Annotated in this window: 10 protein-coding genes; 4 read left to right on the top strand and 6 right to left on the bottom strand. The window is 60.3% G+C overall.

Features of this window, described 5'->3' with window-relative positions:
* Positions 1-281 precede the first annotated feature (281 nt).
* Complete coding sequence (pepN, locus tag CRO23_RS15585) at positions 282-2900, top strand: aminopeptidase N (RefSeq protein WP_097102406.1); 2619 nt, start codon at positions 282-284, stop codon at positions 2898-2900.
* 57 nt (positions 2901-2957) lie between these two features.
* Here pepN and ssuB read toward each other — a convergent pair whose 3' ends face one another.
* Genes ssuB through ssuE form a run of 5 tightly spaced genes read right to left on the bottom strand, consistent with a single transcriptional unit; the run spans position 2958 to position 7270 of the window.
* The gene (gene ssuB / locus CRO23_RS15580) at positions 2958-3731 is read right to left on the bottom strand and encodes an aliphatic sulfonates ABC transporter ATP-binding protein (RefSeq protein WP_016928303.1); all 774 of its coding nucleotides are present in this window, start codon (positions 3729-3731) and stop codon (positions 2958-2960) included.
* Positions 3728-4522 (bottom strand): aliphatic sulfonate ABC transporter permease SsuC, encoded by a 795-nt coding sequence (ssuC, locus tag CRO23_RS15575; RefSeq protein ID WP_097102404.1) that lies wholly within the window; start codon positions 4520-4522, stop codon positions 3728-3730. Before ssuC ends, ssuB begins: the two co-directional genes overlap by 4 nt.
* Positions 4523-4533: 11 nt before the next feature.
* A complete protein-coding gene (gene ssuD, locus CRO23_RS15570; protein WP_097102402.1) occupies positions 4534-5682 on the bottom strand; it encodes an FMNH2-dependent alkanesulfonate monooxygenase in 1149 nt (382 codons plus the stop codon).
* Positions 5683-5701: 19 nt separating this feature from the next.
* Complete coding sequence (locus CRO23_RS15565) at positions 5702-6667, bottom strand: sulfonate ABC transporter substrate-binding protein (protein WP_015377347.1); 966 nt, start codon at positions 6665-6667, stop codon at positions 5702-5704.
* A gap of 24 nt (positions 6668-6691) precedes the next feature.
* The gene (gene ssuE / locus CRO23_RS15560; RefSeq protein WP_097102400.1) at positions 6692-7270 is read right to left on the bottom strand and encodes an NADPH-dependent FMN reductase; all 579 of its coding nucleotides are present in this window, start codon (positions 7268-7270) and stop codon (positions 6692-6694) included.
* 258 nt (positions 7271-7528) lie between these two features.
* Here ssuE and pyrD point away from each other — a divergent pair, with 258 nt between their 5' ends.
* Positions 7529-8539, top strand: a complete 1011-nt coding sequence (gene pyrD / locus CRO23_RS15555) for a quinone-dependent dihydroorotate dehydrogenase (RefSeq protein WP_015377348.1) — start codon at positions 7529-7531, stop codon at positions 8537-8539.
* A 176-nt stretch (positions 8540-8715) separates the two neighbouring features.
* Positions 8716-9264 carry a cell division protein ZapC gene (locus CRO23_RS15550; RefSeq protein WP_004928171.1) on the top strand — a complete coding sequence of 183 codons (549 nt, stop codon included), beginning with the start codon at positions 8716-8718 and terminating at the stop codon, positions 9262-9264.
* A gap of 6 nt (positions 9265-9270) precedes the next feature.
* Here CRO23_RS15550 and CRO23_RS15545 read toward each other — a convergent pair whose 3' ends face one another.
* Positions 9271-10374, bottom strand: coding sequence for a YcbX family protein (locus CRO23_RS15545; protein ID WP_097102398.1), 1104 nt, complete (start codon positions 10372-10374; stop codon positions 9271-9273).
* A 103-nt stretch (positions 10375-10477) separates the two neighbouring features.
* Here CRO23_RS15545 and rlmKL point away from each other — a divergent pair, with 103 nt between their 5' ends.
* The gene (gene rlmKL, locus CRO23_RS15540; RefSeq protein ID WP_028127997.1) at positions 10478-12604 is read left to right on the top strand and encodes a bifunctional 23S rRNA (guanine(2069)-N(7))-methyltransferase RlmK/23S rRNA (guanine(2445)-N(2))-methyltransferase RlmL; all 2127 of its coding nucleotides are present in this window, start codon (positions 10478-10480) and stop codon (positions 12602-12604) included.
* Positions 12605-12607 lie beyond the last annotated feature (3 nt).

Genomic DNA, 12607 nt, shown 5'->3' with positions numbered 1-12607 from the left:
GCCTCAACTATGCCGGCGCGCCGCGATGGCGGCTTTTTAGCATTAAATGCTGATTTTTATTTAGCCATTGGTCACCCGCACTGCCGCCTGCCGGCCGATTTATGATTTGCCTCTGATTTCTCTCTCTTGGTCGCCCTGCGGCTCTGGGCTTTTCGGCCAGCTGTGATACAGTTTATTCACAATTCAGGCTCACCGCGCGCCGCAGGGGAACATACCGGCTGCGGTACGAAGGAGAAGCGCAGCCTGGCACCTATAACTCACTGAGACGTTTAAGGGTTTTTATGACACAACAGCCACAGGCAAAATACCGCCACGATTATCGCGCGCCCGATTACACCACGACCGATATCGATTTGGACTTCAGTCTGGATGCGGAAACCACGCGCGTGACCGCCGTCAGTAAAATCAAACGTCAGGGGGCGGCCGGTGCACCGCTGGTGCTGGATGGCGAAGATTTGACGCTGGTGAGCATTCAGGTCGACGGCCAACCGTGGAGCGCCTACCGTCAGCAGGATAACCAGCTGATCATCGAAGAGTTGCCGGCACAATTCACTCTTACCATTGTCAACGATATTCACCCGGCGAAGAACACCGCGCTGGAAGGGCTGTACCTGTCCGGCGATGCGCTGTGCACGCAATGCGAAGCCGAAGGCTTCCACCACATTACCTATTACCAGGATCGCCCGGACGTGCTGGCGCGCTTTACCACCCGCATCGTGGCCGACAAGACGCGCTATCCGTTCCTGCTGTCGAACGGCAACCGCATCGGCCAGGGCGAATTGGCTGATGGCCGCCACTGGGTGCAATGGCAGGATCCGTTCCCGAAACCTTGCTACCTGTTCGCGCTGGTGGCGGGGGACTTCGACGTGCTGCGCGACAGCTTCACCACCCGTTCCGGCCGTAAGGTCGCACTGGAGCTGTTCGTCGATCGCGGCAACCTGGATCGCGCCGACTGGGCGATGACTTCGCTGAAGAACTCGATGAAGTGGGACGAGACCCGCTTCGGCCTGGAATACGATCTCGACATTTATATGATTGTGGCGGTCGATTTCTTCAATATGGGCGCGATGGAGAACAAAGGGTTAAATATCTTTAACTCCAAATATGTGCTGGCGAAGGCGGAAACCGCTACCGACAAGGATTACCTGAACATCGAAGCGGTGATCGGCCACGAATACTTCCACAACTGGACCGGTAACCGCGTGACCTGCCGCGACTGGTTCCAGCTCAGTCTGAAAGAGGGGCTGACGGTGTTCCGCGATCAGGAATTCAGTTCCGATCTGGGATCGCGTTCAGTCAACCGCATCGACAATGTGCGCGTGATGCGCGGCGCGCAATTTGCCGAAGACGCCAGCCCGATGGCGCACGCCATCCGCCCGGACAAAGTCATCGAGATGAACAACTTCTACACCCTTACGGTGTATGAAAAGGGTTCCGAGGTGATCCGCATGATGCATACCCTGTTGGGGGAGGAGAACTTCCAGAAAGGGATGCAGCTCTATTTCGAACGCCACGACGGCAGCGCCGCTACCTGCGACGATTTCGTTCAGGCGATGGAGGATGCGTCTAACGTCGATCTGTCGCGCTTCCGCCGTTGGTATAGCCAGTCCGGCACGCCGCTGTTGACGGTGCGCGACGAGTACGACGCGGAAACCCAACAGTATCGCCTGCATGTCAGCCAGAAGACCGCGCCGACCGCCGATCAGCCGGAGAAGTTGCCGCTGCATATTCCGCTGGATATCGAACTGTACGACAGCGAAGGCAATGTCATTCCATTGCAAAAAGGCGGCCTGCCGGTCAACAACGTGCTGAACGTCACCGAAGCGGAGCAAACTTTCGTGTTCGACGGCGTGGCGCACAAGCCGGTGCCGTCGCTGCTGCGCGAATTCTCCGCGCCGGTGAAGCTGGACTATCCGTACAGCGATCAGCAACTGACCTTCTTGATGCAGCACGCACGCAATGAATTTGCGCGTTGGGATGCGGCACAGAGCCTGCTGGCGACCTATATCAAGCTGAACGTGGCGCGGCACCAGCAGAAGCAGCCGCTGTCGCTGCCGCTGCACGTGGCCGATGCGTTCCGCGCGGTGCTGCTGGACGAAAAACTGGATCCGGCGCTGGCGGCGCAGATCCTGACGCTGCCGTCGGAGAACGAAATCGCCGAGCTGTTCGCCACTATCGATCCGGAAGCGATCGCCGCGGTGCACGAAGCGATCGTACGCTGTCTGGCGCGGGAGTTGGCCGATGAGTGGCTGGCGGTGTATCACACCAACAAGACCGACGGCTACCGCGTGGAGCATGCCGAGATCGCCAAGCGCGCCTTGCGTAATGTGTGCCTGGGCTATCTGGCGTTCGGCGAAGATGTGGCGCTGGCGGACCAGCTGGTGAGCGAACAGTATCGCCAGGCGGACAACATGACCGACTCGCTGGCGGCGCTGTCTGCTGCGGTCGCGGCCCAGCTGCCGTGCCGCGATGCGCTGCTGGCGGCGTTCGACGAGCGCTGGTATCAGGATGGCCTGGTGATGGACAAGTGGTTCGTGCTGCAGGGCAGTAGCCCGGCGGCAGATGTGTTGAGCAAGGTGCGCGCACTGTTGCATCACCGTTCGTTCAGCCTGAGCAACCCGAACCGCACCCGTTCGCTGATCGGCGGCTTCGCTTCCGGCAACCCGGCGGCGTTCCATGCCGCGGACGGCAGCGGCTATCAGTTCCTGGCGGAGATCCTCAGCGATCTCAACCAGCGCAACCCGCAGATCGCCGCGCGCCTGATTGAACCGCTGATTCGCCTGAAGCGTTACGACGCGGGCCGTCAGGCGCTGATGCGCAAGGCGTTGGAACAGCTGAAAGGGTTGGAAAACCTGTCCGGCGATCTGTACGAGAAGATCAGCAAGGCGCTCGACGCCTGATCTTTTCGCGCTGAATAGATAAGGGGGACGGCCTGCGCCGTCCCTTTTTTTATCCGTTCAGTTCACCGCCCGGCGGGTACTGTCCGCTGCGGCCGGCGGCGATAACACCCGTTCCAGCACTTCGGCCTCCAGTTCCGCCAGCCTGGCCGAGCCTTTGCGGCGCGGCCGCGGCAGATCGATGGCCAGATCCAGCCCGATATGCCCCTCTTCGATCAGGATCACCCGATCCGCCAGCGCGATGGCTTCGCTGACGTCATGTGTGACCAGCAGTACGGTAAAACCGTGTTGTTGCCACAGCGTTTCTATCAGCCCTTGCATCTCGATGCGCGTCAGGGCATCCAGCGCTCCGAGCGGTTCGTCCAGCAGCAGCAGGCGGGGGCGGTGGATCAGCGCGCGCGCCAGGGCGACCCGCTGTTTTTGTCCACCGGACAGCGCCGCCGGCCAATCGTGGGCGCGATCCGCCAAACCGACCGCGTCCAGCGCCTGCAGCGCCGCGTCGCGCCACTGGCCGCGCAGCCCCAGACCTACGTTGTCGATCACCGTTTTCCACGGCAACAGGCGTGCATCCTGAAACATCAACCGGGTATCCTCTTTAGCGGCGGCAAGCGGCGCGTTGCCGCTGAGCAGCGCGCCGCTGCTGGCCTGTTCCAGGCCGGCCAACAGGCGCAGCAGGGTGCTCTTGCCGCAGCCGCTGCGGCCGACCACCGCCACGAACTGCCCGGCGGAAATGCGCAGCTGAATATTGTCCAGCACCGTGCGGTTGCCGTAACGTTTGCCGATGGACTCCAGCGTCACCGGCGTGCCTTGCGCAAGGCGAGCGGGAAGGGTCATAGCGCTTCTCCCTGTTTCAGTTGATAGGCCGGATGCCAGCGCAACCAGTCGCGCTCCAACAGCTGCGCGCCCACGTCCGCCAGCTTGCCGAGCAGGGCGTACAGCACGATCGCCACCACCACCACGTCGGTTTGCAGAAATTCACGCGCGTTCATCGCCAGGTAGCCGATGCCCGAATTGGCCGAGATGGTTTCGGCGACGATCAGCGTCAGCCACATGAAGCCGAGAGCGAAACGCACGCCGACCATAATCGACGGCAGCGCGCCCGGCAGCACCACCTGTGTAAACAGGCGGAAACCGCTCAGGCCGTAGCTGCGGGCCATCTCCAACAGGCCGCGATCGATGTTTTTGATGCCGTGATAGGTGTTGAGATAAATCGGGAACAGCGTACCGAGCGCCACCAGAAAGATCTTGGCGGATTCATCGATGCCGAACCACAGGATCACCAACGGGATCAGCGCCAGATGAGGCACGTTGCGGATCATTTGCACCGAGCTGTCCAGCAGGCGTTCACCCCAGCGTGACAGCCCGGTAATAAAGCCGAGTATCAGTCCGATGCTGCCGCCGATGCCAAAGCCGATCAACGCGCGCTGGCTGCTGATGCTCAGGTGCTGCCACAGTTCGCCGCTTTGGCTCAGGCGCCAGAAGGCGGCCAGCACCGCACTCGGCGCCGGCAAAATGCGGTTGGACAGCCAGCCGGTTTCGACGGCGATCTGCCAGAGGATCACCAGCGCCAACGGCAGCGCCCAGGGAGCCAGCCGATACAGGATGCGTTGTACGTTATTTGCCATCGGGGCGCTCCTCAGTTCTGCGATACTTTTTGCGGAACATAGATGTTGGCCACCACTTCGCCCTGCGGGCGCACCGGTTGAAGGCGAGCGGGCGTTTCCTCCTGCGCCAGATCGAGGTGCGGGAACAGCAGTTCGCCGACGCGGTAGGCCTCTTCCAGATGCGGATAGCCGGAGAGAATAAAGGTGTCGATGCCCAGATCGGCATATTCCTGCATGCGCGCCGCGACCGTCGGGCCATCGCCCACCAGCGCGGTGCCGGCGCCGCCGCGCACCAGGCCGATGCCGGCCCACAGGTTCGGGCTGATCTCCAGGTTATCCTTTTTGCCGCCGTGCAGCGCCGCCATGCGCCGTTGGCCGACGGAGTCGAAGCGCGCAAAGGCCTGCTGCGCGTTGGCGATGGTTTCCTCATCGAGGTGCGCGATCAGCCGATCGGCGGCGCGCCAGGCCTCTTCGGTGGTTTCCCGCACGATGACGTGCAGGCGGATGCCGAAACGCACCTGTCGGCCCTTCGCCGCCGCTTTGGCGCGTACTTCCTCGATCTTCTCTTTGACCTGCGCCGGCGGCTCTCCCCAGGTGAGGTACATTTCTACCTGTTCGGCGGCCAGATCCTGTGCGGCGGCGGAGGATCCGCCGAAATAGAGCGGCGGGCGCGGCTGCTGCACCGGCGGGAACAGCAGCTTGGCACCTTTCACCTGAATATGCTTGCCGTGGAAATCGACGGTTTCCCCTTCCAGCACCCGGCGCCAGATATGAGTGAACTCGGTCGAGGCCTCGTAACGCTCTTCATGACTGAGATGTAACCCCTCCGCCGCCAGCTCTTCCGGATCGCCGCCGGTGACCAGATTGAACAGCGCGCGCCCGTTGGACAGGCGATCCAGCGTCGCCGCCTGACGTGCCGCCAGCGTAGGGGAGATGATACCCGGCCGCAACGCGACCAAAAATTTCAGCCGCTGGGTGACCGGGATCAGCGAGGCGGCCACCAGCCAGGAGTCTTCGCAAGAGCGACCGGTGGGGATCAGCACGCCGCCGAATCCCAGCCGATCCGCCGCCTGGGCGATCTGCTGCAAGTAACCGTGATCGACGCTGCGAGCGCCCTGCGCGCTGCCAAGATAGTGGCCGTCGCCATGGGTGGGTAAAAACCAGAAAACGTTCAGGCTCATCGTCAATGTTCCCCCGTATTTATTGCGCGCTTGGGCGCCAGATGCGTTGCGAGATGTCGACCTTCACCGGCACCAACCGGTTGGCGTAAAACAGGTCGGCGGTTTGCTGCTGCGCGGCGATCGTATGCGCATCGAGCGGTGTGATGGCGGTCGGAGGGCGGTGATCCAGATAGCTGGCGATCACCGGTTCCGGCAGCCCCATGGCGTTGGCCAGCAGGGTCACGCTTTGCGCCCGGTCGCTGCGGGTGAGCGCATCGGCCTGGGTCAGCACCGTCAAGACCTGGCTGATAAAGGCACCGTTGGCTTCGACATAGGGCCGCGCCGCCAGATAGAAGGAACCGGTCTGATTCAGATCGGTGCCGTCGCCAAGCACCCGCACGCCGCCCTGCAGCAGCGCGGCGGAATAATAAGGATCCCAGATCGCCCAGGCATCGACGTTGCCCTGCTGGAATGCAGCGCGCGCATCGGCGGGCGTTAAATAGGCGGGCTGGATATCCGTAAATTTCAGTCCGGCTTTTTGCAGCGATCGCAGCAGCAGGTTATGTGAGCTGGATCCTTTCTGGAACGCGACCTTATGGCCTTTCAGATCGGCGACGGTTTTGATCGGGCTGTTTTCCGGCACCAGGATCACTTCCGCCTTCGGTTTGGGCGGCTCAACGCCGACATACAGCAGATCCGCCCCGGCGGCCTGCGCGAAGATCGGCGGAATATCGCCGGTGCTGCCCAGATCGATGCTGCCGACGTTCAAGGCTTCCAGCATCTGCGGGCCGGCGGGAAACTCGATCCAACTGATGCGGGTGGCGGGGAAACGTTCCTCCAGCAGCCGGTGGCTCTTCGCCAGCACCAGACTGACCGATCCTTTTTGGTAGCCGATGCGGAATTGCGCCGGATCCTGAGCGACGGCGGCGTTGGCCCAAACCAGCGACAGCAGGCCGGTGAAGGCGGCGGCGCTCAGCCAACGCCGCAAAGCGATGCGTTGTTTCATTCAGGCTCTCCTTTTCCAGGCGTTTCAGGCGGTTTGACGCGCCGCCAGTGGCGAGGCGACGCGCAGCGCAGGCGGTTTGCGGCGGCCAAGCGCCAGATAGAAACTGGCCAGTGCCTCTTCCAGCCGGGCGGCCACGGCGTCGGTGAGCGTGGCGCTTTCTTCGGTCAACTGGATCTGGCTGTCGTCGGCGAACACGCCGTGCAGCACCTCTTGCGCTTTCAGCGCCGCCAGCACCGGTTTCAACGCATAGTCCACCGCCAGCATGTGGCCGACAGACCCCCCGGTCGCCAGCGGCAACACCACCTTATGATCCAGAGCGCGTTCCGGCAGCAGATCCAGCAGGGTTTTCAGCGCGCCGGAGAACGACGCTTTATAAACCGGCGTGGAAATCAGCAGGCCGTCGGCCTGCGCCAGCTGCTCGGCAAACGCCTGGATCGCCGGACTGTTGAAGTTGGCGTACAGCAGATCTTCGGCGTCAAAGTCGTGCAGGGTATAGGCCGTCACCTCCACCCCTTGCTGCCGCAGCCAGTTCTGACTCAGCGAGAGCAGCGCGGCGGAACGTGATGGGATGCGTGGGCTACCGGCCAGTGATATAACGCGCATTGCCACTCCTTATAACTAAAAGTTAGGTTTAATTAGAAAATCAATGGGAAGTGTTTTAAACCTACCAGCAACCGGGCGCGTTTTTTAAATCTCATTTTTTGATTTGGATATGCGCAAAAGCGGATTGGCAGCGATTTGGCGGCGAAGAGGGAAAACGATTGCGTAAAAACGGCTTTTTTTGCCTTTAATCAATTCCAATTAGGCGGGGGATACCGGATAATACGCCCCCGGTTTGCAACCGGGAAATCAGGAGAGTCCATGTACTACCCCCTCATCAGGAAAGCGTTGTTCCAGCTCGATCCGGAGCGCGCGCACGAAGTGACCTTTCGTCAGCTCAGCCGTATTACCGGCACCCCATTAGCGTTTCTTGTCCGTCAGTCCGTGCCGACCAAACCGGTCAACTGCATGGGGCTGTCGTTTAAAAACCCGCTGGGATTGGCCGCCGGTCTGGATAAAAACGGCGAATGCATCGATGCGTTCGGCGCGATGGGCTTCGGCCATGTGGAGGTCGGCACCGTGACGCCGCGTCCGCAACCGGGCAATGACAAGCCGCGCTTGTTCCGCGTGGTTGAGGCGGAAGGCCTGATTAACCGCATGGGGTTCAATAACCATGGCGTGGACAATCTGGTTGAAAACGTTAAGAAATCCCATTTCGGCGGCATTCTTGGGATCAATATCGGCAAGAATAAAGACACGCCGGTCGAGCAGGGCAAAGACGATTATTTGATCTGCATGGATAAAGTTTATCCGTATGCCGGATATATCGCGATTAACATCTCTTCACCGAATACGCCGGGGTTACGATCCTTACAGTATGGCGAAGCGCTGGACGATCTTTTGGCTGCGATTAAAAATAAGCAGCAGGAATTACATGCGCGTCATCACAAATATGTGCCGGTGGCGGTAAAGATCGCGCCGGATCTTTCAGAAGAAGAATTGATCCAAATTGCCGATAGCCTGGTGCGGCATAATATCGATGGCGTGATCGCCACCAATACCACGTTGGATCGAAAATTGATCCAGGGGTTGAATTATTGCGAACAAGCGGGCGGGTTAAGCGGGCGTCCGTTGCAATCACGCAGCACCGAAGTGATCCGTCGTCTCTCCACCGAGCTGCAAGGACGTCTGCCGATTATCGGCGTAGGCGGCATCGATTCGCTGACGGCGGCGCGCGAAAAAATGGAGGCCGGCGCGAGCCTGCTGCAAATTTATTCCGGATTTATCTATCACGGCCCGCGTTTGATTAAAGATATCGTTACCCATATCTAATATTTTTCCTCTCATTTTATTCCGGGGGTTTATTTCTGCCCCCGGCTCGTCTATATTTTGTTCGTTAGCATAAATATCGTTCGCGGAATTATCCGATGTTTAAGCTATTTTATCGGTGATAAAATCGCCTTTTAGGGTGAGTGCGGCGTTGGCATAGGCAGCGAGAAGGATACGAAATGAAGATAAAACCTGACGATAATTGGCGTTGGTATTTTGATGCCGAACACGATCGGCTAATGCTGGATTTAGCTAATGGTATGATCTTTCGTTCACGTTTCCCGGCCAAAATGTTAACGCCGGACGCCTTTGATGAATGCGCTTTTTGCGTGGATGACGCCGCCCTTTATTTCACCTATGAAGAACAGTGCAAGCAGGTCAAGCTGAGCCATGAACAGCGCGCCGAGCTGGTGTTGAATGCGCTGGTCGCCTATCGCTTCCTGAAACCGCTGATGCCAAAGAGCTGGCATTTCTCGCAGCAGCATTACCCGCTGCAGCCGAAAAACGGCGAGCTGGCGGCGGTGAAAGTGATGGAGAGCGGCGCGGAAGCGCGCTTGCTGGTGGTGGAGGCCGGGGATAACGCCAGCCTGTGCCTGCTGGCGCAAAATCAGCTGACGGTCGCTGGCCGTACCATGGTATTGGGCGACGCCATCAAGGTGATGCACGATCGGCTGAAACCCTGCGCGCAGGATGAAAGCGCCGCCCCGGCTTACGACAGGGCGGTATAAGGCGGATTACGCCAGGGTCAAATCACTTTTCGGGATGCAACTGCAGCACAGGATGGTGCCGTTGTCGCCCAGCGCGCTTTTCTTCAGGGGCGCGACTTCACCGCTCAGCAACGTAATGCGGCAACTGCCGCAAATCCCGGCGCGGCACGAGTAAGGCACGCGGATGCCTTGCTGCTCCAGCTGTTCGAGCAAAATCTGCTGGTTGTTGCCGGTAAACACCTTTCCTTCATATTCGATCGTGACGCTGTGCGCGCTGTCTTGCGGCGCCTGCACGCTCTCCACCACTTTACCTGCGCCATAAGGGCGCGGCGGCTTGGTCGACAGCACTTCCACCGTATCGCCCACGCGAATGATGCCGCTGTTGCGCGCGATCATATTCTGGCCGAAATCGATGTCGCCGTTGTCGGCGGAGCGGAATTTTTGCAGCGTGCTGAGCGGTTCGCCGCTCGGGTGCTTGCGGCCACGCTCGGTGCTGACGGTGGTGAGCACGCAGCGGCTGCAGGGTTTCACCAGATCGAACATGACGTCGCCGACGCGGATCACCTGCCAGCCGTCTTCAGCCCAGGCGGTAGCGCCGCTCACCACCAGATTGGGGCGGAACTGTTCCAGCTTGATGCTGCCGGGGCAACGCTGCTGCAGATCGTTGAACGAAGCCTGGTTAATCAGCAGGTAAGGGTAGCCGTCGGCAAACGTCAGCGGGATTTCAGGGTGCTTCTTGACCCGGCGGGTCAGCTCCGGCCCCAGCCAGCGCAGCTGCACGTCGCGCTGGAAATAGCCGCTCAGCCAACGGTTGATCTCATCTGGCGCAGTCAGCGCGGTGAAATGGTTGCCCCACACCTCGGTCGGCTGCGGCGCGGTGGCGAAGTCGCTGAAGCGAATGGCGGCGCTTTCACCGTCCGGCGCGGTCAGAAACAGCCCGTCCGGCAACAGCGCCGGCGTGAACAGCACCATCTGCGGATATTGGCGCGCGGTAATAAAGGTGCCGTCCGGCTCGGTGATCATAAAGTTGCGGTCGAAGGCCAGACCGCTGCTGCCGACCTGGGCGTAAGAAAGCTGCAGGCCGCGCAGTGATTTAACCGGATGGACGTAGAGTTTGGAAAGCGTGATCACCCTTATCTCCGTGCGATGATTAAATAGAAGGGAGCAACTTTATGACAAGCGGTGCGGATTAGCTATAATGCGCAACAATTTTCTTTTTGGTGATAAGTACGATATGAACTCTCTGTTTGCCAGCACGGCGCGTGGATTGGAAGAACTGTTAAAAAGCGAGCTGGAAGCGCTTGGCGCTCACGACTGCAAAGTGGTGCAGGGCGGGGTACATTTTCAGGGTGACGATCGTCTTCTGTACCAAAGCTTGCTGTGGAGCCGCCTGGCTTCGCGCATTCTGTTGCCGCTGAACGAATTCCGCGTGCACAGCGATCTGGATCTGTACCTCGGGGTGCAGGCGATCGACTGGCCGAGCATTTTTGGCGTGGATAAAACCTTTGCCGTGCATTTCAGCGGCGTGAACGAAGAGATCCGCAACAGCCAATATGGCGCGCTGAAGGTGAAAGACGCCATCGTCGACAGCTTCACCCGCAAACTCGACCAACGCCCGACGGTCGCCAAACAGCAGCCGGACATTCGCGTTAACGTCTTCCTGCAGCGCGATATGGCCAGCGTGGCGCTCGATCTGAGCGGCGAAGGTCTGCATCAGCGCGGCTACCGCGATCTCACCGGCCAGGCGCCGCTGAAGGAAAACCTGGCGGCCGCCATCGTGCTGCGTTCCGGCTGGCAGCCGGGCACGCCGATGCTTGATCCGATGTGCGGCTCCGGCACGCTGTTGATCGAAGCGGCGATGATCGCTGCCGATCGCGCGCCAGGCCTGCACCGTCAACACTGGGGCTTCAGCGCCTGGAATGGCCACAACGCCGAACTGTGGCGTGAAGTCACCACCGAAGCGCAGGTGCGCGCGCGCCGCGGCCTGCAGGAAACCGCCTCTCGCTTCTTCGGTTCCGATATCGATCGCCGGGTGATTGAAATGGCGCGCGGCAACGCCCGCCGCGCCGGCGTCGCCGAGCTGATCACCTTCAACGTCGGCGACGTCGCGCGCTTGACCAACCCGCTGCCGGAAGGCCCGCAAGGCACGGTGATCAGCAACCCGCCGTACGGCGAACGCCTGGAAAGCGAACCGGCGCTGATCGCGCTGCACAACATGCTGGGCCGCGTGATGAAAAGCGCCTTCGGCGGTTGGCAACTGTCGCTGTTCAGCGCCTCGCCGGAGCTGTTGAGCTGCCTGCAGCTGCGCGCCGAGCGCCAGTTCAAGGCGAAGAACGGCCCGCTGGAGTGCGTGCAGAAAAATTATCAGCTGGCGGCAAGCCCGGCCGGTAGCGCCACCGGCGGCGTGCAGGTGGCGGAAGATTTCGCCAACCGTCTGCGCAAGAATTTGAAGAAGCTCGACAAGTGGGCGAAACAGCAGGGCATTGAATGCTACCGCCTGTACGATGCCGATCTGCCAGAATACAACGTTGCGGTGGATCGCTACGGCAGCAAGGTGGTGGTGCAGGAATATGCGCCGCCGAAAACCGTCGATGCGCAGAAAGCACGTCAGCGTCTGTTCGATGTGATCAACGCGACGCTGGCGGTGCTGGAGCTGCCGTCGAATCAGCTGATCCTGAAAACCCGCGAGCGGCAGAAGGGCAAAAACCAGTACGAGAAGCTGGCGCAGAAGGGCGAGTTCCTGCTGGTGGAAGAGTATAACGCCAAACTGTGGGTCAACCTGACCGACTATCTCGATACCGGTCTGTTCCTCGATCACCGCATCGCGCGCCGTATGCTGGGTGAGATGAGCGGCGGCAAGGATTTCCTCAACCTGTTCGCCTACACCGGCACCGCCAGCGTGCACGCCGGGCTGGGCGGCGCGCGCAGCACCACCACGGTGGACATGTCGCGTACTTACCTGGAATGGGCGGAGAAGAACCTGCGCGCCAACGGCCTGACCGGCCGCCAGCATCGGCTGATCCAGGCCGATTGCCTGTCGTGGCTGAGCAACGCCAATGAACAGTTCGACGTGATTTTCATCGATCCGCCGACGTTCTCCAACTCCAAGCGGATGGAGAACACCTTTGACGTGCAGCGCGATCATTTGGCGCTGATGAAAGATTTGAAACGGTTGCTGCGCCGCAACGGAACCATCATGTTCTCGAACAACAAGCGCGGTTTCCAAATGGATATGGCAGGGCTGAGCGCGTTGGGTCTGGAGGCGAAAGAGATCACCGCCAAGACGCTGTCGCAGGATTTTGCCCGTAACCGTCAGATCCACAACTGCTGGCTGGTGACTCACGCCGGCGAAGGAAAATAATTA

It is taken from the genome of Serratia sp. JKS296 (assembly GCF_900215445.1).
GTDB lineage: Bacteria > Pseudomonadota > Gammaproteobacteria > Enterobacterales > Enterobacteriaceae > Serratia > Serratia marcescens.
The sequence above is the reverse complement of the archived record's forward strand: the minus strand, read 5'-3'. Positions and strand labels throughout refer to the sequence as shown.